The organism is Paenibacillus sp. FSL R5-0345, from assembly GCF_000758585.1.
Lineage (GTDB): Bacteria > Bacillota > Bacilli > Paenibacillales > Paenibacillaceae > Paenibacillus_AQ.
In genome coordinates this window covers 6,566,367-6,588,860 of record NZ_CP009281.1, presented here as the reverse complement: position 1 = coordinate 6,588,860, position 22,494 = coordinate 6,566,367, and the positions used below count along the sequence as shown (strand labels likewise).

General features: G+C 42.2%; 23 protein-coding genes. 18 read left to right on the top strand and 5 right to left on the bottom strand.

The annotated features are described in order from the left end of the window. Positions 1-24: 24 nt before the first annotated feature. From R50345_RS29080 to hmpA, 6 genes are all read left to right on the top strand, one after another. Entirely contained in the window at positions 25-996 is a 972-nt protein-coding gene (locus R50345_RS29080; RefSeq protein WP_042131577.1) for a sigma-70 family RNA polymerase sigma factor, read from the top strand. A gap of 161 nt (positions 997-1,157) precedes the next feature. Then, on the top strand, positions 1,158-1,853 hold the full coding sequence (locus tag R50345_RS29075; protein ID WP_042131576.1) for a response regulator transcription factor: 696 nt from the start codon (positions 1,158-1,160) through the stop codon (positions 1,851-1,853). A gap of 106 nt (positions 1,854-1,959) precedes the next feature. Next, positions 1,960-2,817, top strand: coding sequence for a D-Ala-D-Ala carboxypeptidase VanY (locus tag R50345_RS29070; RefSeq protein WP_042131575.1), 858 nt, complete (start codon positions 1,960-1,962; stop codon positions 2,815-2,817). Positions 2,818-2,834: 17 nt separating this feature from the next. Then, positions 2,835-3,335 carry a VanZ family protein gene (locus tag R50345_RS29065; RefSeq protein ID WP_197069724.1) on the top strand — a complete coding sequence of 167 codons (501 nt, stop codon included), beginning with the start codon at positions 2,835-2,837 and terminating at the stop codon, positions 3,333-3,335. 45 nt (positions 3,336-3,380) lie between these two features. Continuing rightward, positions 3,381-4,217, top strand: coding sequence for a YitT family protein (locus tag R50345_RS29060; protein WP_042131573.1), 837 nt, complete (start codon positions 3,381-3,383; stop codon positions 4,215-4,217). 212 nt (positions 4,218-4,429) lie between these two features. Next, positions 4,430-5,635, top strand: a complete 1,206-nt coding sequence (gene hmpA / locus R50345_RS29055; RefSeq protein ID WP_042131572.1) for an NO-inducible flavohemoprotein — start codon at positions 4,430-4,432, stop codon at positions 5,633-5,635. A gap of 65 nt (positions 5,636-5,700) precedes the next feature. Here the strand turns inward: hmpA and R50345_RS29050 are convergent, their stop codons facing one another. Both R50345_RS29050 and R50345_RS29045 read right to left on the bottom strand, forming a co-directional pair. Next, positions 5,701-6,807, bottom strand: a complete 1,107-nt coding sequence (locus R50345_RS29050; protein ID WP_042131571.1) for a PdaC/SigV domain-containing protein — start codon at positions 6,805-6,807, stop codon at positions 5,701-5,703. A gap of 202 nt (positions 6,808-7,009) precedes the next feature. Beyond that, on the bottom strand, positions 7,010-7,876 hold the full coding sequence (locus tag R50345_RS29045; RefSeq protein WP_042131569.1) for a metallophosphoesterase: 867 nt from the start codon (positions 7,874-7,876) through the stop codon (positions 7,010-7,012). A 106-nt stretch (positions 7,877-7,982) separates the two neighbouring features. Here R50345_RS29045 and R50345_RS32275 point away from each other — a divergent pair, with 106 nt between their 5' ends. The 3 genes from R50345_RS32275 to R50345_RS29030 all read left to right on the top strand — a co-directional run bounded on the left by R50345_RS32275 (position 7,983) and on the right by R50345_RS29030 (position 10,434). After that, a complete protein-coding gene (locus tag R50345_RS32275; RefSeq protein WP_042131568.1) occupies positions 7,983-8,804 on the top strand; it encodes a methyl-accepting chemotaxis protein in 822 nt (273 codons plus the stop codon). Between the two features lie 79 nt (positions 8,805-8,883). Next, positions 8,884-9,162, top strand: coding sequence for a hypothetical protein (locus R50345_RS29035; RefSeq protein ID WP_042131567.1), 279 nt, complete (start codon positions 8,884-8,886; stop codon positions 9,160-9,162). Between the two features lie 150 nt (positions 9,163-9,312). Next, positions 9,313-10,434 (top strand): nitric oxide synthase oxygenase, encoded by a 1,122-nt coding sequence (locus tag R50345_RS29030; protein WP_042131566.1) that lies wholly within the window; start codon positions 9,313-9,315, stop codon positions 10,432-10,434. 58 nt (positions 10,435-10,492) lie between these two features. Here R50345_RS29030 and R50345_RS29025 read toward each other — a convergent pair whose 3' ends face one another. Next, the gene (locus R50345_RS29025) at positions 10,493-11,134 is read right to left on the bottom strand and encodes a TetR/AcrR family transcriptional regulator (protein WP_081954217.1); all 642 of its coding nucleotides are present in this window, start codon (positions 11,132-11,134) and stop codon (positions 10,493-10,495) included. Positions 11,135-11,321: 187 nt separating this feature from the next. On the opposite strand from R50345_RS29025, the gene R50345_RS29020 reads away from it, so the two are divergent. Together R50345_RS29020 and R50345_RS29015 are read left to right on the top strand one after the other, a co-directional pair. Then, positions 11,322-12,074 carry an SDR family NAD(P)-dependent oxidoreductase gene (locus R50345_RS29020; RefSeq protein ID WP_042131565.1) on the top strand — a complete coding sequence of 251 codons (753 nt, stop codon included), beginning with the start codon at positions 11,322-11,324 and terminating at the stop codon, positions 12,072-12,074. A 157-nt stretch (positions 12,075-12,231) separates the two neighbouring features. After that, positions 12,232-13,647 (top strand): hypothetical protein, encoded by a 1,416-nt coding sequence (locus tag R50345_RS29015; protein ID WP_042131564.1) that lies wholly within the window; start codon positions 12,232-12,234, stop codon positions 13,645-13,647. A gap of 54 nt (positions 13,648-13,701) precedes the next feature. Here the strand turns inward: R50345_RS29015 and R50345_RS29010 are convergent, their stop codons facing one another. Then, entirely contained in the window at positions 13,702-15,192 is a 1,491-nt protein-coding gene (locus R50345_RS29010; RefSeq protein ID WP_042131563.1) for a peptide MFS transporter, read from the bottom strand. A gap of 313 nt (positions 15,193-15,505) precedes the next feature. Between R50345_RS29010 and R50345_RS29005 the strand changes: the two genes are divergently transcribed. The 7 genes from R50345_RS29005 to R50345_RS30565 all read left to right on the top strand — a co-directional run bounded on the left by R50345_RS29005 (position 15,506) and on the right by R50345_RS30565 (position 21,368). Then, positions 15,506-16,060 carry a TetR/AcrR family transcriptional regulator gene (locus R50345_RS29005; RefSeq protein ID WP_042131562.1) on the top strand — a complete coding sequence of 185 codons (555 nt, stop codon included), beginning with the start codon at positions 15,506-15,508 and terminating at the stop codon, positions 16,058-16,060. Positions 16,061-16,158: 98 nt separating this feature from the next. Further along, on the top strand, positions 16,159-17,133 hold the full coding sequence (locus R50345_RS29000; RefSeq protein WP_042131561.1) for an NAD-dependent epimerase/dehydratase family protein: 975 nt from the start codon (positions 16,159-16,161) through the stop codon (positions 17,131-17,133). A 115-nt stretch (positions 17,134-17,248) separates the two neighbouring features. Further along, the gene (locus tag R50345_RS28995) at positions 17,249-17,896 is read left to right on the top strand and encodes a hypothetical protein (RefSeq protein ID WP_042131560.1); all 648 of its coding nucleotides are present in this window, start codon (positions 17,249-17,251) and stop codon (positions 17,894-17,896) included. A 123-nt stretch (positions 17,897-18,019) separates the two neighbouring features. After that, positions 18,020-18,376, top strand: a complete 357-nt coding sequence (locus R50345_RS28990; RefSeq protein ID WP_042131559.1) for a nucleotide excision repair endonuclease — start codon at positions 18,020-18,022, stop codon at positions 18,374-18,376. Between the two features lie 125 nt (positions 18,377-18,501). After that, complete coding sequence (locus R50345_RS28985; protein ID WP_375104308.1) at positions 18,502-19,164, top strand: glycosyltransferase; 663 nt, start codon at positions 18,502-18,504, stop codon at positions 19,162-19,164. A gap of 165 nt (positions 19,165-19,329) precedes the next feature. Further along, positions 19,330-20,064, top strand: coding sequence for a hypothetical protein (locus R50345_RS28980; protein WP_231573976.1), 735 nt, complete (start codon positions 19,330-19,332; stop codon positions 20,062-20,064). Positions 20,065-20,069: 5 nt separating this feature from the next. Beyond that, positions 20,070-21,368 carry a polysaccharide deacetylase family protein gene (locus tag R50345_RS30565; protein ID WP_052414771.1) on the top strand — a complete coding sequence of 433 codons (1,299 nt, stop codon included), beginning with the start codon at positions 20,070-20,072 and terminating at the stop codon, positions 21,366-21,368. A 16-nt stretch (positions 21,369-21,384) separates the two neighbouring features. On the opposite strand, the gene R50345_RS28970 is transcribed toward R50345_RS30565, so the two are convergent. Next, a complete protein-coding gene (locus tag R50345_RS28970) occupies positions 21,385-22,446 on the bottom strand; it encodes an endonuclease/exonuclease/phosphatase family protein (RefSeq protein WP_042131556.1) in 1,062 nt (353 codons plus the stop codon). Positions 22,447-22,494 lie beyond the last annotated feature (48 nt).

The window sequence follows — 22,494 nt, the reverse complement described above, 5'->3', positions numbered from 1 at the left end:
ACTTGATTGTTAAGGAGGCAGATAGTGACTTGTACGGATGCAGAACTGGTAGATAAGGTGTGTAAAGGGGATATGGATGCATTCAGTGGGCTTATCGGCAAATATTCCAATGCAGTATACGGAGTAGCTTACGGTAAGTTGGGTGATTTCCACACTGCGCAAGACATTACACAAGAGGTTTTTGTTAAGACCTATCGTAATTTATCCAACTTAAAGGAGCCAGAGAAACTCGCCAGTTGGTTATATGCAGTTACTTCACGGGAATGTATGGATTGGTTTAGGGCGAATAAGAAGAAAGCTGTATATGAATTCATGGAGCAAATCGAGGTTTCTCAGCTGGAGACTACTGAAGATCAGCTCCTCCGAAAAGAACTCCAGCAAGATGTGTGGAAGGCATTAAACACCTTATCCGAAGCTAACCGTATAGTCACCATTCTATTCTATATCGACAACTACAAGGTTAGGGAAATCGCTGATTTCCTTGATTTATCTATTGAAGCTGTCGAGAGTAGACTCCGCAGATCAAGAACGATCTTAAAAAGGGAGATGTTGCGTACAGTGAATAACAATCTAAGTAAAAACAAATTGCAGGACGAATTTAAAAAGAGAGTTTTTCAGGATGAAAGAATGCCTGAAACCAACTTTCGTCGTGTGGCCATGGGCCAAAGTGAATTCGATGATATTGATATGCCTAAGACGAACTTTTCTAATGTAAATATGGCGGGTACCAAGTTTGACAATATTAATATGAGCAGTACTACTTTTAACGATATCAATATGCATCTTGTTAAGTTTAATGAAGTCGGATTGTGGGAAATCGAGGTTAGCGATAGTGAATTAGGAGAAGCCTATTTCCATGATATTCACTTGTATGGTAAAGGCAATAAGTTTGAACGATGCCAGCTTAATGGCACATCTTTTGTAGAGTGTGATCTTTCGAATGTAGAGATAAAAGACTGCAATCTTTCAGGCGTCACAGTAATGGCATTTCATTAGATGCCCTGCTAGAGAGTTATCATAAAAATAAATAATATTACAACAGGACTATTTATTCATCATTGATTTCATCGAAACCACTTCATCCTAGGAGTGGTTTTTAAGTTTGGGGTATAATGGATGTAGATCATATAGCACAAACCTACAGGGGTGAAATATAGATGAAGCGCATCACGATTTTAATCGCGGATGATGAGGCGGAGATTGCCGATTTGGTGGCCTTACATTTGCAAAAAGAGGGGTATCATATCATTAAAGTATCGGATGGACGGGCAGCGGTACAAGCTATTGAGTCCCAAACGGTAGATCTGGCGATTCTGGATATTATGATGCCAGGGCTGGATGGCTACGAGGTAACCCGTCATATTCGGGAGCAGCATCATCTGCCGATTATCTTTTTAAGTGCGAAGACTTCTGATCTGGATAAGATCACGGGACTTGTTATGGGCGCAGATGATTATATGACCAAACCGTTCAATCCAATGGAATTAGTCGCCCGCGTTAATTCTCAACTTCGCCGCTCTATACAATTTAGTCAGCCGGCAGCCATTCCAAAATCGGTGCTTGAAGTAGGTGGCTTGATGATCTCACCAGAGGAACATACCGTCACCCTTTACGGCGAGGTGATAGATTTAACTCCGAAAGAGTTTGATATTCTGCATTTATTAGCCAGTCATCCCAAGCAGGTGTTTAGCGCAGAGAGTATTTTTCAACAGGTGTGGGGAGAAGCTTATTATGAGAGTGGCAACACGGTCATGGTGCATATCCGTACTTTGCGCAAAAAACTTGGAGAAGACATGAATAAGAATAAATTTATTAAGACAATCTGGGGCGTAGGATATACCTTTACTGGATAGGCAGCGAGATTTGTATATTTTAAGAAAAACTTTATAATTGCCCTGCTTTTTCTTTAAAGTGTCTTCGTTATTCTATTCCTATCGAGGAAATGGGAGGACATTACGGATGAAAAAGTGGGGCTTTTTGATGATCATTGTGTTGTTGCTTGGTTATGCGGCCGCTCGTTATTTACCGGATACGGGTAATCTGGCTGATAAGAATGATAAGATCGGGAAAGGATCGATTAGAGATAGCGATAGTATAAAGGTGGTTACGCAAGATCAGGTATATCAAGGAGATTTATTGCTGGTAAACAAACAATATCCGGTACATGAGGACAGCGTGAAGTCTGATATTGTGACCTTATATGATCAGAAGGGTCTGGTTCAAGGATATGGTTTACTAGACACCTCTATTCGTTTGTCTGAAAGTGTAGCACTTACATTCAATAAGATGATCAAGGCTGCGGAGAAAGACGGCGTGAATCATTTTTTAATTAGCAGTGGGTACAGAGACTTTGATGAGCAAGAGAAATTGTATGAGGAAAAAGGTTCAGATTATGCTTTACCGGCACAATATAGTGAACATAATTTAGGCTTATCGCTGGACATCGGATCGTCTCAAGCAGAAATGAGCAAAGCGCCTGAGGGCAAATGGCTGCAAAACAATGCTTGGAAATATGGCTTTATTCTACGCTATCCTAAAGACAAAACGGAGATTACGGGGATTAAATATGAACCTTGGCATTTCCGTTATGTCGGGTTGCCGCACAGTGCAATCATTCATGAGAAGGGGATTGTGCTGGAACAATATTTAGATCTTTTGAAGGAGAATAGTGAAATTTCAACGGTTGTAGATGGTAAAACATATACAGTAAGCTATTATCCAATATCGGGATATACAAGTATTAAGATTCCAAAGAAAGGGCAATATAAAACGTCGGGTGACAATATGGATGGCGTAATTGTGACTACAGTTCAATGAGTACAGAGCCTAAAAGCATGTCTACTATGAAATTATTGCTGGCAGCCATATTTATCGTCTATATGTATTTCTTGATCCGAATCATTTTATTTAAAGGGGCACCTTTTAGCTTGCAATCACTTTGGGAACAGGCGGGGCGTATGCTTGAGCATCCTGACAGAATTTTTCATCGACAGGGCAACTATATACCCTTTAAAGAGATCTCGCGAGGGATAGAGCAACTGTCATTTTCAGATCCGTTTTCATCGCTTAATTTGGTGGGCAATCTTCTGGCATTTATTCCGTTTGGGAGCATGGTCCCTATGCTATTTTCACAAAAAGAAAGGTTATTCCGAAAAGTCCTCATGCTCTCTTTTGCGCTGAGTCTGAGCTTTGAAGTTACACAATTGGTATTGTATATCGGCACCTTTGATGTGGATGATCTGATCTTAAACACTTGCGGTGGGGTAGTCGGTTACGCCTTATATAGAATGCTGGTTTCTTCTGGATTGTTTACAACTATATCGAAGCGGTGTTAGTATTTGTGGATGGTAGATATAGACAGAGGATAGAAGGGGCATGGTATGAAAAAGCGTATTTCGGATATTGTTTCCATCATTGTAGGAGCATTGTTGTTCTCTTTGGCCGTTAACTTGTTTGTGATTCCGAACGAGTTCGGTGAAGGCGGGGTAACGGGATTGACTATGATTACATACTATTTGTATCAGTGGTCGCCAGGTATTGTTAGCTTGATTCTTAATGCTTTATTATTGATTGTGGGTTATAAATTTTTAGACAAAACGACGACGGTATATACAATTATTGCGGTGTTTTTTAATTCGTTATTCTTGATTCTTACAAAGAATTGGCATATCACCAGCGATGAGTTGATCATCAATGCAATATTTGGAGGCATCTTGTCTGGTGTGGGTATCGGAATGATCATACGCGTGGGTGGGACGACCGCAGGGTCAACCATTATCGCCAGAATTCTGCATAAATTTTTGGATTGGAACGTTAGCTACGCTCTTCTCTTGGTCGATTTAGTTGTGGTATTTGCTTCGTATTTCATCATTGGTGTGCAAAGTCTGATGTTTACGATCGTGATGCTCTATATAGCGACTAAGGTGATGGACTTCATTATTGAGGGAGTGAATCCTAAGAAGGCCGTTACAATTGTATCCAAGGAGCAGGATAAAATTGCTGAACAAGTTAATCGAATCATGGATAGAGGGGTCACAGTTATTTATGGCCGAGGGTATTATACTAAAGAACCCAAAGAGCTGCTCTATATTGTCATTAGCAAGCAGGAAGTGACCATGCTTAAGAAGATCGTAAGATCGATTGATAAAGAGGCTTTTATCGCCATTCACGATGTAAGAGATGTGTTCGGAGAAGGCTTTGTGGAGCTGGCAAAATAAGAGATAAAGTGCTGTCCGGTAGCTACGTGAGCTGCTTGGGCAGCTTTTTTTTGGATTGGGTATTCGATTGTGATGGATATCATTGCATTTTTTGTTTGTTCACATTTTATTAAATTCTAAAGTGATTCAACGCACACTCGCTCATTTGCAGATTCTATATGCTTTTTATAGAGGCATTATCTTATTGTATTGCAGGAGAGAGGGGTATTCATATGTTAGATCAACAAACGATTGCTATTATAAAATCAACAGTTCCTGTATTACAGGTTCATGGAACAACCATTACTACGACCTTTTATGGCATGTTATTTGAAAATCATCCAGAGCTATTGAATATATTTAATCATGCCAATCAGCGGCAAGGCAGACAGCAGACAGCACTTGCTAATGCAGTTCTTGCAGCGGCCATGAATATTGATCAGCTAGAAAATATCTTGCCGGTGGTAAAACAGATTGCAGAGAAGCATCGAGCACTGGGTGTATTGCCTGAGCATTATCCGATCGTGGGTGAGACCTTGTTAGCTGCGATTGGGAAAGTGCTTGGTGATGCGGCAACACCGGAAATTATAGATGCATGGGCTAAGGCTTATGGGGTAATCGCAGATGCTTTCATAGGAGTGGAAGCAGAAAAATATCGTGAAGCTGCCGAAGCGCTGGGGGGCTGGAGTGGATTCAGAAACTTTATCGTCACTCGGAAGGTTAGAGAAAGTGAGCTTATTACTTCCTTTTACCTGTCTCCTGAGGACGGAGGGGCGATCGCCTCTTATTCCCCGGGTCAGTATATCACGGTTCGTGTTCACCCAGAGGGTGAGGAATATACCCATGTTCGCCACTATAGTTTGTCCAGTGCTCCGGATCAGGCGTATTACCGTATCACTGTTAAAAGGGAGAGCGAAGGGCTAGATAAACCTGCTGGCGTCGTATCTACTTATCTCCATGATGTCGTCCAAGTGGGATCTATATTAGAAGCGGGCTCTCCAGCGGGCGATTTCGTACTGGATCAGACTAGTGACACTCCGGTGGTTCTAATCAGCGGGGGTGTGGGGCTAACTCCAATGGTAAGTATGCTGGAGACAATCATTGCTGCACAGCCAGAACGCGAGGTAACCTATATTCATGCAGCCATCAATGGAAGCTTGCATGCTATGAAGGATAGGGTGGCAGATTTAGCGCAATCTCATCCTGCTCTAAGTTCTTATGTATGTTATGAATCTCCAGGAGAAGGAGACAAGTGCAATAGATCTGGTTATATTGATCTTTCTTGGCTTCAAGAAATAGCAGACGTGAACGCTGAATTCTATTTCTGTGGGCCGACTCCTTTTATGAAGGCCATTTATAAGGCTCTCAAGGAATGGCAGGTACCGGAGGAGAGAATTCATTTTGAATTCTTTGGACCAGCTGGCAGTTTAGAAGAATAATAAAGATAACAAAAAGCACCGCAGCTGATTGGCTGAGGTGCTTTTTGCTTTGCGTTAGTGGTGATTTATTTGAAAGAAGCAAATGGATTAGTGCCTTTAGGCAGTATTGAACTAAAATTAAAGGTATAGGTAGGGATTCCAGCTGCATAAGGTGCGATTTCATATTGTTGATAGAAGATAGCTAAGCCACTTTCACTGACGAAGAAGGCAGGCTTCTCTGTTAGACCACCAGTTGACTCCGGAAAAGCTACATCCTTAGTGCTTTGCTTCAACATTTTATCTAGTTTTTGTTTGTAGTTTGGTTCTGCCTTTAACAGGTCTTTAAGTTCTATCTTCTTACCATCCTTCAGTGAGTAGGTATGTCCCTCGCGAATAGTACCGCCGTGTGCTCCACCGCTATATCCATATTGATCGACTACAATACTAAGTACGCCTTCACGATTAAAGGTGACTACATAAGTTTGAGAGTAGTCATATTTATGCTCTATCGTGCCATCTCTACGGCTGGCTTCTTTCTCAGCCTCTGAAGCGAATCGTTCAGCTTCTTTTTTGAAGGCTGTGTTAATCGTGTTTTGCACTTCATCTGTTAGACCACTGATTTTTGGATACTGAATCTGAATAGTAGCATTTTTATTGCTCTTATCCAAGGTAACAGAGGTAATCTTGATATCATTCATCACCAGCTTGCTAAGTTCTAGTGATTTCTGGACTGGATTATATACGCCTTGAATCCCTAAATAATCATTTAACAGCTTGAATGGGACATATAGGCGGTCATTGATCATCTTCGCTTCATGATTTCCGGTCATACTATAAATATAGTATCCGTTCAAATCTGTGCTGACGCCATAGTCAGAAACCTCTAGGTTAAGCTTCATCGAGTCGCTGCCCACACTGTAAGTTCTAGTGGTTGAATTATAATCAATGGCAAGACCAAAGGCATCACGCAATACAGTTAAAGGAATCATGGTATTTCCGTCTACGATTTTCCCTTGCTGTGTTAAGACTTGGCCTTTATATTTAAGCACTACAGAAGGCTGTTGAGTGGCTTGTTTTACGGTATTTCCTCCGGTAGCTGCGGCATTAACAAAAGTTCCTCCTACTAGTCCCGATCCTCCAAGTAATACTCCAGCAGCTAATACAGCAGACGTCCATTTCATTGTTTTATTCATGGTTATATTTCTCCTTCCCATTAATGGGCTTATGTAGTTCGATAGGTGTTGATTTCCGCTATCACTCTTACGATTATACTTAAGCCTCTAATAGATTTGGTTACATCTGGGGTTACAGTGTTGTTGCATTGAATACGAAAAATCACAGAGATTCTAACGATTTTTTAACTTCCAGGTCTATTTTCTTTAACCATTAATGAATTTATGAATCAATAGGTGATCTCAAAGTAATTATGGTAAGCTCGGGACGACAATTAAAACGTATGGGCATACGAGTTACTCCAATCCCACGTGTCGTGTAGACCTGAAGTCGGCTGTTCGGGAGCTGGTATAATCCATTTGAATATTTACTGCCGTGAGGCGAGGTATACAAAGCGCCAACGAGTGGGAGGCGCACTTGCCCTCCGTGACTATGGCCGGACAATTGCAGGTCTATGGGGAGATCACTATATTCATCGGCGAAATCAGGCTCGTGGGCAAGGAGCAGGGTACATGCCTTGTCGGGGATATGGAGCAGCGCCTGTTGGATATCTGCTTTGCCAACCCACGGATCATCCACCCCAGCAAGATAGAGCTCTTTTCTATCTTTTTTTAAGACAGCATGTTCATTGTGAAGTACATGAAAGCCAGCTTGCGCTAACCCTTTCGTTACAGCTCTCCGAGTGCCAAAAGCGTCATGGTTACCTAACACTGCATATTGCCCAAAAGGAGCCCGCAACTGCGAACAGAAGTCTACAGCCTCTGAAATATAATCCACAGAATGATCTAACAGATCCCCAGTGAAGCAAATCAGATCCGGACTGACCTGTTGAATTTGCTGCACTAACTCTGTTAGAGCTTCTGGCCTCGAGTATACGCCTAAATGTAAATCACTGAAATGAACGATACGAAATCTATCGAATGTAGGAGGGAGTATAGGAATTGTTATATCTATAGATTTTACTTCAAGCCAGTACGGCTCAACCCAGTGTGAATAAATGCCGGATGCACTGGCTGTTCCAAGTAACCCCAGCGAGATTTGAGCACTTTTCTTTAAAAATTGACGTCTGCTAATAGGTTTAGTGTTCATGAATCCATCCTACGGTAGAATTGTTACTTTAATATGACAATATTCATTATGTCACCCATTGTGTCGATAAACTTACATATACATTTACTTAATGGGAGATGAACAGATGAGTATTATCGATGCCTTAGTCCTCGCAGCACCTTACTTCAAAAAGCTTCACTCGCAAGATATTATGATCGGTATTACGGACAGGGAAATCTTCCAGTATTATACTCCCAGTAATGCCATTGATTTTGGACTGGCCAAAGGAAGTCCTATTCCGCCTGAAGATCTAACGCTTTCAAATGGATTGAAAGGTGAGGTTAGCTTTAACCGGATTCCAGCAGAAATTTATGGATCTCCTGTAATTTCAACATGTGTGCCTATATATGGAACAGACAACGAGGTAGTAGGCGTGTTCGCAATTGCCTACACACTGGAGAACGAGAATAAGCTTGAGGTATTTACAGACGAAATTAATGGGATAAGCAATCACTTAATGGATATGGTTCAGAGCGTAGCCGCACAATCTCAAGAATTATCGGCCACCTCGCAGCAAATATTAGATAATACACGTAGAGCGGTAACAGAGTCTCGAGAAGTGAATAAGGTTACCAGCTTCATTCGTGAGATTTCTGAGCAGACGAACCTGCTAGGACTAAATGCCGCCATTGAAGCTGCGCGTGTAGGAGAGCAGGGGGCGGGCTTTGGTGTTGTGGCTAAGGAAGTACGAAAACTATCCGTAAATACCAAAGAAGCAACCCATAATATTGAAAAATCACTCAGTGATGTTCAAAAGTCCATTAAACAGATGGAGCTAGAAATTGAATCGATCTCCGCATCTTCACACGCACAAGCAGAACTGGTCACTGAATTCAGCGGGGTGATTGAACGCTTAAATAAGGCCAGCAAAGAAATGACTACTTTCATGCAATCCATCATCCAATAAGGTGTAATGCATAAAGTTACTTATCCTAAACCATGCTAGAAGGGAACAGGCGCATTTCAGAAGGGAGCGAATTTCATTTATGAAACAACCCGATTCCAGTCTGCAAGCGAACGACAATGTAACTCAAGCCAAAAATGCTTTAGGCAAGCTTCATTTCTCTGTCTCTCAGGCGCTTAGTCATCCAACAGAACAGACTTTGGCACAGGCTGAGAACCGTTTGGCGCATACCGAACAGGCGGTAGAACAAGCTCAGGCCTCATTAGGCCCCCAAGGTGTGGAGTTGGCTGAAGAACTGCTGGCCGAGGATAAGAGCAGGCTTGCTGCATTGAAGACGCAAGGGAAACTTTCAGAACGCTAGATGTTCCTGCTACAACCCGTGAAGCGACTAAGCTTCACGGGTTGTTCTCATGCACTCTCATGTACTATCTCCTTAAGGATGTAGCTTAGGATTGAGGATGGTATACTGGATTGAAGGTTCTGGCAAGAGCTTGGATGGGAGATAAACGATATGAATGGTAAGGACATTGAAGAGTTAACCCGGCAGGCGGAGGCTTTCATTCGACAATGTTACGCTGAACTTGATAAGACTGAAGCTGAGATGGATCAACGCATCCAAGCCGTACGAGAAGAAATTAATCAATCCGGGAGTTACACACATACAACGGAAGAGCTGGCTCATGGGGCAAGAATGGCTTGGCGACATAATAGCCGCTGCATCGGCCGCCTCTTTTGGCAATCCATTGAGCTGATGGATGAACGTCTGGCAGAGACCGAGGAGGATGTTGCTGAAGCTTTGCTGCGACATCTGGAAAAGGCGAATAATGGAGGACGTATTCGTCCGCTTATCACGGTCTTCCGCAGCGGGGAAGCTCCTGATCGGAGAATCCGGATTTGGAACCATCAATTGATTCGTTACGCGGGATATCCTGGTGATGCTGAACATGAACGCGCTGGTGATCCGGCATCGGATGAATTTACGAAAGTGTGCCAACAACTAGGCTGGCAGGGAACAAGGGGCAATTATGATGTATTGCCGCTAGTAATCAGCATAGGCAATGGGCATCCCCATGTATTTCCTATTCCTCAACAGCTCATTCCGGAGGTGCCGTTAACTCATCCCGAAATTGAACGTTTTGCAGAGCTTCAGCTTCGCTGGTATTCTGTACCGATCATTTCAGACATGCAGTTGGAGATTGGCGGGATTCTATACCCCGCGGCTCCTTTTAACGGCTGGTACATGGAGACCGAAATTGGCTCACGTAACTTGGGGGATACTGGAAGATATAACACTTTGCCGGCTGTAGCTGATCTGATGGGACTGGACCGCTCCAGTAACACTACGCTTTGGAAGGATCGGGCGCTTCTTGAGTTGAATCGTGCAGTACTGTATTCCTTTAAGCAAGCTGGGGTCAGTATCGTTGATCACCATACAGCAGCTGATCAATTTGTGAGATTTCAAGAGCAGGAGCAGGGACATGGACGTCAGGTTTCGGGACGCTGGTCATGGCTGATTCCCCCTATGTCTCCGTCGTCCACACCGATTTGGCATGACAGTAAGCTGAAAGAATATGATTACAGCCCTCGTTTCCTTTATCAGCGATCACCTGTGGCCACCTGTCCTTTTCACTAGCAATTCAATTCATGATCAAAAAAGCGCCAAGTTTCCCTCATAAGGAAACTGGCGCTTTTTAGGCTTTTAAATGATCCAGAAAGATTTGTTTAAGAAGCTCAAGCTGCTTGTCGGAGTCTAAATCTGATTCCAACAGGAGGATGTTCTTCTTCATCGTCAGCTTTCTGGAAAAGAGAGCAAAGCTGTTCATCAGCGTGATTAAGGTCTCTTTCACGGGGAGATCAGCTCGAATAGAACCGTCTTCTACCCCGTTTTGAATGATTCTGGAGTACTCATGCCAAATCTTGCGGTTCAATGCATTGAAATCCAGAACATCCTCAACAGGCTCATTTAAGTGAGAGGCGTAGCTTTCAAAATTGACCATAAAGATAATGCTTAAATGATTTTGGTCCTGAATAAAGAAATCAAACAACATCTCGATCTTTTCAAGACAGTTAAGTGGCAAGTCAGCTACGTACTTAAAATATTCAAGCATCGGCTCGAGCATTCGGGTGGCCACAGCCACGATGAGCTTTTCTTTTCTAGGAAAATATCGAAAGAGAGTCGCAATTCCGATATTCGCTTCAGTTGCGACATCTTGCATCGTCGACTTTTCGATTCCTTTTTGCGAAAATATTCGTTCTGCGGATTCGAGAATCGTATATAATCGTTGCTGTTTACCGTCGGATCGTTCTTTTTCATAGCGTGCTTTAGGATTCATGAGGGATAGACCCTTCCATTTTTGATTAGGTTTTTTAATTATTAGTATTATATCCACCGTTTATTGGATTAAGCAAGGAAAGGTTGTAGTTATTTCGTAAAAATGATATGATAAATATCACAGTGATAGTGTGACTATCATCACTCGAATTATTATATCACAATACGATTATAGAGGAGACTTAATTATGAATCGTCTAACTAATAAAGTAGCAATAATTACAGGTGCAGGCAGTGGCATGGGTCGTGAAGAAGCCCTTTTATTGTCCAAAGAAGGTGCTACAGTTGTAGCAACTGATATTAACGAAGCTGCTGTACAAGCAGTTGTAAAAGAAATCGAAGCCAATGGTGGACAAGCAGCAGCTTTTGCACATAATGTAGCTTCTGAAGAAGACTGGATCAAAGTTGTAGAAGATGTGATTAGCAAATTTGGGAAAATCGACATCCTAGTAAATAACGCAGGGATCTCGTTCCCAGTTCAATTGCTTGAATCCACTGTTGATCAATGGAACAAAGTAATGAACATTAACGTGAGCAGTGTATTTCTTGGCATGAAACATGTTGTTCCTCAAATGAAGAACAATAAAGGTGGTTCCATCGTCAATATCTCCTCCATCGCAGGTTTGACAGGCAGCAGCGGTGCCGGCGCTTATACAGCTTCAAAAGGTGCCGTTCGTATGCTGAGTAAAGCAGCGGCTGTAGATTTTGGTAAAGACAACATTCGCGTGAACTCTGTTCACCCTGGATTTATCGAAACCCCAATGAGTGCTGAATTTGTAAATAACGAAAAAATGCATAGCTTCTTTATGTCCCAGACTGCATTGCCACGCGTTGGACGTGCTTCTGAAGTAGCTGAAGCTGTATTGTTCTTGGCTTCTGATGAAGCTTCATACATTACAGGCGTTGAGCTGCCAGTTGATGGCGGAGTCGTGGCTAAATAATAAATTTCTAAATAAGCAATACTAAGAAAGCCGTCTCATGCGTAGATTCTCTCTACACATAGGGCGGTTTTTTTAAGCGTCCATCTCTACCGAACATTAGCCTACTTCCCTGCATAACATATAGCACTTGTAAGCAGGAGAAGGGTGTGGTTCAGAGATGGGCATCCAATTAACAGCGCTACATTATGTATATCTGGCATTCATCGTGTTCATTATGGCACTTCTGATTAGGCGGCGGGATACAACGATGATCTGTATTGCAGGCATCTTTGTACTTGGCTGGCTCGCAACAGAAACGATTAGTGGCTCGGTCACAGGCGTATTCAACTCTTTTGTATATGCAACCAAGGAGCTAATGGGTACGATTATGATTATTTCCATCATTGTAGCCATGAGCCGAGTATTAACCCAAACCGGAATTAACGAGACGATGGTAGCGCCGCTTACCCGGTTTTTACGTACACCGTTTATAGCCTTTTGGGGAATCGGCCTCATTATGATGGTGACATCTTGGTTCTTCTGGCCTTCGCCAGCTGTGGCTTTGATTGGGGTTGTGCTGCTGCCCGTAGCGATTCGTGTAGGACTGCCTGCACTCGGAGCAGCGATGGCGATGAACTTATTCGGTCACGGGATTGCGCTATCGGGAGACTATATCATTCAAGGTGCACCCAAATTAACGGCAGATGCGGCAGGACTTCCGGTAAGTAGTGTCATGGAAGCAAGTATCCCACTTGTCATAGTGATGGGTGTTGTCACTACGGTAACAGCTTATTGGATGATGCGAAGAGATCAGAAGAACGGTACTTGGCGAGACGGACTGATATCCGGGAAGAATGCCGCGAGTGCGCTAGCTGCGGAGAATGATAAAGTAGAAGGTCAGATGGTGATTTCTCCCACACTGAAGAAATGGCTGGCTATCGTTATCCCTCTTCTATTTTTAGCTGATGTAGCAGGTATGTTTCTACTGGATTTACAGGGTGGAGACGCAACTGCCTTAGTGGGTGGGACTGCTGTGTTCATCTTGGTCGTAGTAACATTGCTTGCACATCGTAATAAAGGACTGGAGCAAGTCACCTCATATTTGATCGATGGGCTTACATTCGGTTTCAAAGTATTCGGTCCGGTGATTCCGATTGCTGCATTCTTCTATCTGGGGGATTCGGCCTTTGCTGAATTGTTCGGCAAAGTTTTACCTGCTGCATCACAGGGGATTGTAAATGATCTAGGAGTTGCTCTGGCGCATAATGTTCCTCTAAATGGTGCTGTAGGTGCTGTGACCGCCACCATAACAGGAGCCATTACGGGTCTTGATGGTTCAGGGTTCTCGGGAATTTCACTGGCGGGGTCCATCGGAAAATTATTCGCTGTTGCTACACACTCCGACGCAGCTACTTTAACTGCCCTCGGTCAAGTATCTGCCATTTGGGTTGGTGGAGGGACGTTAATCCCATGGGCATTGATTCCAGCCGCCGCCATCTGTGGCGTAAGTCCATTTGAGCTTGCCAGACGTAACGTTAAACCAGTACTGATTGGGCTGATAGTTACAACGATCGTTGCTATGTTTCTGGTGTAGACCTGGATATTGATTCAAAAAAGGCTGCCGAGATATCTCGGCAGCCTTATATGTTTATCTTATCCCCTTCATGAAATTCTGAATCTTAGAAGAGAACAGGAAGAGAATTACCGCGAGCACAATGGCAACTCCACCAATAACTCCAAAGTACAGCATTTCGGTATCCGGAGTATAGAACTTCACAATCTGAGCATTAATAGCTTGCGCAGCAGCATTGGACAAGAACCACATGCTCATCATCTGAGCAGTAAAAGCAGCGGGTGCCAGTTTGGTCGTTGCCGAGAGGCCAACGGGTGACAAGCATAGCTCCCCAATGACGACGATGAAATAGCTTAGCACTAGCCATAATGGATTTACAAGTGAATTAGTTCCACCGAAATATGCAGGTACCAGAATGACCAGGAAAGACAGACCGGCAAACAATAAACCAAGCGAGAACTTTTGAGGAATCGTTGGTTGACGGTTACCGAGCTTTAACCAAATCCAGGCAAATACAGGTGCAAGGGCGATAATAAACAGCGGGTTAAGCGACTGGAACCAAGCCGGAGAAATGTGTATACCCGCAAAGTCCAATTGGGTGCGCTTATCCGCAAAACTTGCTAAAACTGTTGAAGTTTGTTCCTGAATGGCCCAGAACATAATCGAGGCGATAAACAAAGGGATGTACGCGAGAATCCGTGATCGCTCTACAGCGGTTGTCTTGGGACTACGGTACATCACAATGAAGTACATTGTAGGAATAAGAAGCCCTAACACCCCTACGATCTTAATAAATGTCTCAAAGGTGAGTATTCCAGTAAGTATGCCGACCGTAACTACTACAGCAAGCACAACTAATCCAATACCGATCCAAGTAAATAATTTTTTCTTTTGTTCGGCTGGAATCGGGTTTTGTACAATCGTACCCGCCAGACCTAGGTTTTTGGTGCGAGTCAATACGTAAACAACTAACCCGATAAACATCCCGACTGCGGCAATCGAGAAGCCTAGATGGAAATTATTCATACCCACAGCGCCTACAATCAGTGGAGAGAGGAATCCGCCAAGGTTAATACCCATATAAAAAATGCTGAAAGCAGCGTCGCGGCGGTTATCTTGTTCGCTATAGATCTCCCCTACAATACTTGATACATTGGGCTTAAGAAGTCCGGTTCCAAGCACGATCATAATCATCGAAGCAAAGAATAACGTGGCATTTCCCGGTATCGCCAGTAAAATATGCCCGAACATAATTAGAACGCCACCGTAAAAGACAGCCTTCGAAGTACCGAAAATCCGATCGGCAAGCCATCCGCCTATAATTCCGGACATATATACGAGTGAGCCGTAGATAGACATAATCGAAAGGGCCATATCCTCTGGAAATCCGAGTCCGCCTTTGCTTACTTCATAATACATGTAGTAAACAAGGATTGCTCTCATGCCATAATAGGAAAAACGCTCCCAAAATTCAGTAAAGAAAAGCGTGAACAGTCCCTTTGGATGTCCAAAAAATCCGGTTTGCGGGACACTATCTACAATTTTTTGCCTGTCTGTTGCTGACATGAATCAAATCCTCCTAGATGCTAATTGCTCTTTTCATGATGCTAATACCACACTACACTACCTTAATATTTATAATACCCTCATGAGGAAAATCACAACCCTTTGATGAGAAGGTTCTGAATAATGTCATATTTTTTAGTAATATTTCCAGCAGAACTTTATAATTAACTTATATTGTATTTTTCATCCAGAATGATTGGGGTACGAAATAATATATTTTCTAGGTTGCATTACGTAGGAGATATGCATATACTCTTATTAAGAAAGTGATTGATCAATAACCTGATGAATTGGGTTACGTAAGGAGATTATCATGACAACAGAATCTAGTTCCGGTCGCAAGAAATCAGATGAATCAGCCTCCATAAACCGCCGAGAACAAATCTTGGAGGCAGCGGTTGTTGTATTCGCCGAGAATGGCTACTACCGAGCTACAACTGCGCAGGTTGCGGAAAAGGTAGGCATTTCTCAACCCTATGTGTTCAAAGTGTTCAAGAACAAAGAAGAATTGTTTGTCGCTTCCTTGGAACGGGCTTTTGAACGGATTATTCGTTCGTTTAAAGGAGTAGAAGCCCCGGCAGATCAAGTGTTAAAGGAGTGCATTAAAGTATACGAGTTGTTAATGGAGACGCATCCGAATGAGATTATTTTGCAAGTTCAAGGGTTAGGAATCCGCGATGAAGTTATCCGTGAAGCGATGCAAAAGGGAATGCTTGAGATCACCAACCTTGTACACGAGAAGTTTGTTGCCGCTGGAATCAAGCAGCCTGAAGTAGAGGTAAGTACCTTTATGGCTAACGGTATGCTATGTAATATTTCTATGGCCCTTGGAATGCCGGAGTTGAAGCCGAAACATCGGACAGAGTAGTAGAGATGAGATACGTTGTAACCTATAAGAGCTTCGGCTCTTAAATTTATAATCATTAGTTAGTGATTGATCAATAACAATATTGGGAGGAATAATTTATGTTAACAAAAGCGCTTGTACTTGGTGCAACTGGGGGAACAGGATCGGTAATTATTGCTGAGTTGTTAAAGAGAGGGATAGAAACGGTGGCCTTTGGACGATCGATTCCAAAACTGGAGAAGCTTGCGAGAAAGCTGGGTAATCCTGCTGGTCTTAAGCTAATGGCGGGAGACGTGTTTAATGCGAAGGATATATTATCAGCTGCGCAGGATGTGGATGTTATTTTTCATAGTGCATCTGTTCCGTATCATGAGATGAGCACGCGATTGTTACCCATGGGAGAAGCGGTTATGGGGGCGGCTAATACGCTAGGGATAAAGGTTGTTGCGGTGGATGGCATTTATCCTTATGGCAGAAGACAGAATGACAAGCCAATCGACGAGGAGTATCCGAAGAATCCGCATACGAAAAAAGGTAAAGTAAAGCTTGAGTTTGAACGAATGTACTTTAGCCAGCGTTGGAGTAAAGCACAGGGGCTTATTGTTCGATTACCGGATTATTATGGACCTACAGCTAATGAAGCTTCCTATTTAGGATCAACCTTGGAGACCATCGCTGCGGATAAACCTGCAATGTTCATCGGAAATATGACTGTTCCCCGTGAATATGTGTATTTGCCGGATGCCGCTGTCATGATTGTTGAACTCGCTAGCAAAGACGAAGCTTATGGTCAGAATTGGAATATTCCAGGGGCAGGTACAATCTCAGGGCGAGATATCGTTAGAATAGCGCAAGCAGCAAGCGGCTCGAAGAAACCCGTTATCTCTTTAGGAAAGGTTGGATTATCGCTGCTCGGTGTATTCGTTCCAGTCATGAAAGAGATCGTTGAGATGCTGTACTTAACTAAAGAACCTGTAGTTCTAAGTGGTAGTAAATACGAGCGTTATGTGGGTCCGATTCCTACTACTCCTTTTGAGCAAGGGATAACAGAGACAGTTCAAGCTCTAAAGAGCATTCAGACCGAGGGAGAATAAATTGGGTTCCTATATTATGTATAAAATACAAAATATGAACTATGAATAAATTGTAGATTATTGTAACCTTTTGGATATAAATTCCGTATCCCTTTTATAAAAGGGAGGTTATCTAATGATTGTTCTGTCCTGTTTATTGTTAATTACTGGGATATCATTACCAATTGTGTTATTCATTTATAAACGCAAGCATGAAATAATTAACTTATTGTTTATACTGAGTCCATTAATCAGTCTTATGCTAGTTAATATGGGAGCGGCAAATAATAGTTATTTAATGTATGATAATGAGAAACTAGGAATGCTTCTTTTTATCATATGTATTTCGGAGATATCACTGACCGCTTTATATCTCGTATATTACGCATGTTTAAAAGGAATAAAGTTTATTGGTTCTGAAAATGAATGGTCGAAACTTGGACCAAAACACGAATTGTTTTCACAAATTTTAACAATTATATTCCTGCTTTTATTACCTAATGTAATTTTCGCATTGTTGTATGTTTTTTGGGGTTTATTATTTATTAATAATTTTAATTTACTCGTTGGTGAGAGCATTTATTATGCATTTTCTATAATTTATTCTTTACCGATGTCTGGGGAGTTGGCTGAGTTTCAAGAATACGTTAGCCTAAATGATTTACTGAGAGTCGTACAGATGATTCATGTTCTTATAGCTAAAATGATTGAGTTTATTGTTATAGGCTTTATAATTGGAAAAGTAGTAACTCTAATTCAAGACAAGCTTGTTATCCGATCATAGCTACATTTTACCGAATCATCTCTGTATATCTATAGGTAAAGATTAGTATAAAAATACAAAATGGTCTTACCCCACGATTTATGATACTATTTACTCCTATATAGAAAGAGGACGTGAGCTAAAATGATCAACATAACTATGCCCAATGTGGATGTTAGTATTACTAAACAAATTAACCCGCAGTTAAGCAACATTTACGGATTCACTGATTTTCACCTGATTCCAAGAGACTACGGCGGTATCTTTATGTTCTACAATGACCAAGATGAGTTGTTGTTTGTAGGTAAAGCGAGAAAGTTAAGACCAAGAATCAAAAAACATTTCGAAGATACCGTATCTGATATCAAGCTGCACCGGGACGAGGTCACCAGAATTGATGTATGTTTGATCGAAAGCCCTGTTCATAGAGAAATTTATGAAACGTATATCATTAATGAATTTAAGTCTAAATACAATGTAGATAAAGTGATGTTTAGATAAACATAAAGAAGAGGCGCCGTCCAATGACGGTGCTTTTTTTATGTAAAAGAAGATAGGAATGAAATAAGAACATCGGTACACACTATACAAGATAGTTAATAGATATTTAAAGGAGATAGGTCATATTGAAGCCTAAGTTTTTGATTGCGAAGCTAACTTTGTTGTGTATGTTCCTTGTTGTTAGTGTAATGCCCGTAACTGCCGATGCTGCAGCCAAAGAAAAAAAGAGCTCACATAAGCAATGCTTAACACCCTCCGTAATAGAGCTTAAAGATAACCTTAGGAAATTATGGAGTGACCATGTGATTTGGACGAAAAATTACATAGTTAGCGCCTTTGCAAATTCCGAGGACAAAGAGAAGGTACTGGCAAGGCTGCTACAGAATCAGCAGGAAATAGGGAATGTGTACAAGCCGTATTACGGTGAGGCGGTAGGAGATAAGCTAGCCCAATTATTGCGGGAGCATATCCTGATTGCCGGAAAGGTAGTTGCCGCTGTACTGGCAGGTAATCAGGCAGATTTGGAAAAATACAATAAAGAATGGTATAACAACGCCGACGACATTGCTAAGTTTCTTAGCGCACAGAATCCCAAATATTCGTATGAACAATTGAAAGAGATGCTTCATGAGCATCTGGAGCTAATTACGGATGATGTGACAGCTAGGGTTAAAAAGGATTGGGATGCCGAAATCGTTGCTTTCGATAAAGGGCTGGAGCATATGATTATGTTTGGAGATATACTAACCGAAGGGATTGTTAAACAATTCCCTGATAAATTTAATTGAAACCAGAGCACCCGCAAGGGTGCTTTTTTCTTGTTCTTGGCAATAATTTAGGTCTTTTGATCCAATTCAAAAAGTTAGATATAAAGGCTCACTTACAGACAAGACAAGTAAACTATAATAGACTCGTGGGCACTCGACATTTTTTGACATTTTTTTATAATTGAGGTGATAAGATCAATGATTTCTCCCTTTTTTAAAAAGAAAGACTCAGTGGATAAGCAGTCCAAACCGGGTATGGTTCAAAAGGTGCAATTATCAGAAGAGCAGGGTGAGGAAGTAGAGGACCAGATCGCTGGCGAGACTTTAGCAGGAGTGGTTACTACGGGAAAAGCTCCGCTTGATAAAAAATCACTTGATTTGATCTTCTCCGTGGAGCAGATTATTCAGGCCAGACAGCATGCCGAGACGAATATTAATGAACTTCAGGATCGGTTAACGCATTCCAGCAGCCATGTTGAACGTTTGAACCGGGACATGAAGAATCTCAATAAAGTGATTGAGGAAAGAGAGAAGAACGTTCGAGAGCTCGAGCATAAATTGATTGAGAAGAATTTGAAGGTCGATCAAGTGCTGGAAGATTATCGGGAGCTTCAGACTACCCTCACTGCAGAGATTGAAGAATTAAAGAGTACGATCGACCTGGAGCATCAGAAGTATGTAAATCTGATCCAAAAACATAACGAAGCTCATGCGGAGAAGCTTAAAAAGATGAATGATCTGGAAGAGAAACTCGGACGGATTGAAACTGAGAACGCGCATTTAAGACAGAAATACGATACGATCCGCCAAGAAAAAGCCTATCTATCCGGCATGATCAGCGATTTTACCAATCGTATGACCGTCCCTTTTGGGAATGGAAGCACACTGGCGGGAAGAAATGACGACAACGGAGATACATAAGATTCATGGCAATGAATGAACCGAGCGCTGTTCTAATGATTGAGTTGCTGTCGCTTGAGCATGAACAGACCGGTTATCAGATTGAGATAGGTTTAACCCGTGATATCGGGTATGCCAGACGCAGGCTAACCATAGATGAATTTACATATGAACAATTAAACGCGCTGGCTCCCTATTTCGGGGAAAGAATGAGATTGTCATTGTATCCGAAATGGGATCCTTTTCGTAATAGTTATTACAGCACACTGGTCATTATAAACCAGACCTTCAGCGAAACCCTGTATTTTGCTTGTTCTGAATATTATGTGTCACAGCTTCTTCAATTAAAGGAAGTAGATGATCCCCAAGTACATGAAGAGATTGCTGTTGAAACGACGCAACCCTCTATACCTCCAGCCCGTAGGCTAAGAAGAAGGAAGAGCAAAAAACGGATTGGAAGACTGGTACTGCAGAGTATCCTGTTCGCTTGTTTAGTATTTGTATTGTTGTCTCTTCGAATGGGTGGTCAAGATATGGACCGTGCAGAAGGATTGGAAGGACCTGCTTTAGGTGCCGGGGCTGAGAAGATCGAGCAAATTGTCTCTCTACCGTTCACCCCTCCTGTTGGTGTTGGTAAGACAGAAGCGACCCCCAGTCAGCAAGATAAGCCTACCTCTGAACCTTCCGAGACTACGCCAGAATCTTTGGAACCTCCTCAAGAACAGATAAAGCAATATGAGGAGATTGAAATAACCGGGAATAAATATGCATATAGTTTGCCAAAGGGTTACGTGGCTTTGTCGTTTGATGACGGACCGTCAAAGTATACGAAAGAAATCGTAGATATCTTAGTGGAGCATGAGGTGGCGGCCACCTTTTTTTTTATAGGGAATAAGGTCGCTCATAATGTGGAAGCGGTTAAGTATGCGAGTGAGCATCAGATGTCAATTGGAAGTCATTCGTGGGATCACAGCAAGATGACTGACAATGGGGATAAGCGGAATCAGAATAATTTGGCGAATACTAATAAGGCATTGGAGCAAATTACTCAAATGTCGATTACTGTTTTTCGGCCGCCATATGGTGCGATTAATGATAAGTTAGCAGCCAAAGTAACAGAACAGCAGATGAAGGTATTGTTATGGAATCGTGATTCTGAGGATTGGAGACGCAAAACCCCAGAAGACGTCCTTCAATTTGTTCATCATACTGATCCGTCCGGTGGCGTATATCTTTTTCACGAAAAGAAGATTACCGTAGAAGCGTTGCCCGCTATCATAGAATATCTAAAAGGGAAGAACATGAAGTTCGTCATTTTTAAATAACATCATTGCTGTAATCTTACTGCAGAATAAGAGTGGCTGTTACAGGATTATGATCGCTGTGTTCAAAGGATAGATCATGGCCCTGTACGCCACTTATTGTGATATTCGGAGAGACTAGAAAGCCATCAATGACAGCACGGAAATTCACACCTTCTGAATAAGCTACATCCAGTGTCCGGACGGACGGGATTTTAGCATCGACAGCCCACTGAAAGCCCTCCGGTTTGAAATCTTCAGGGAACTGCTGCAGCCATTCTGGCCAAGCTTGTGTGGTCTCAAAAACATCAGGGGTTGTGCCCGGTAAAGAATGATTCCAGTCCCCGCCTAAGATGAGGTAATTGCCTTTATCATTCTCTCTCTGAATATAAGTAGAAAGATATTCTAGCTGCTGCTTACGAATCGTTCCACCTTGGTCAAAGGCTGATAAATGAAGATTGATCAGGATCAGTTCTTTCCCGTTATCGACGGGGAATCTGCTCTCCATAAAGGCGCGGTCAAGTTCAAACAGTTGACGAGGCCAGCTTTCTTTTCCCGGAAGATCATATCTAACGTTACTTGTGCTGCCGAATTTAGATAAGGTTAATAAACCGCTATTCACTGAGCCCATCGGATCAAGAACAGGAATCGGTACCCAAGGTACCTTGTAGTTCGTTGCGAATACGTTGCTGTAATCAGAGGAAATATTCGATAACAAGGAGACCTCATCGATATGGTTGCTACGAGAAGAATCGATGTCTACCTCCTGCAACATGAATAGATCCGAGCCTGAAGTGGTCATTACAGAAGCTATTGCCTCCAAATTTGTCTTCGTTTGTTCCTCGCTGCTTGACCGTGATTTGGTGCCGCCATCCATAAAGAAGTCCTGATCCTTATCCAGTCCAGCATAGCCAATATTAAAGGTTGTTATCGCAAAAGGTTCTCCCTGCTTCATCATTTGTTCCTGATTATGGTTTACCGTTAGCGGAGTAGTCTCCTTCGGCTTATAATCTGTAATGGTAATATACAGTAAAAAACCGCCAAAGATTAGAACGGCAGCTAGAAGGGTAAAACCGATGATTTTTATTGTGGTTGAGCTCATTTGATTCGATCTCTCCTCAGATGTAATTTCATAGAACGGACTTCTAAT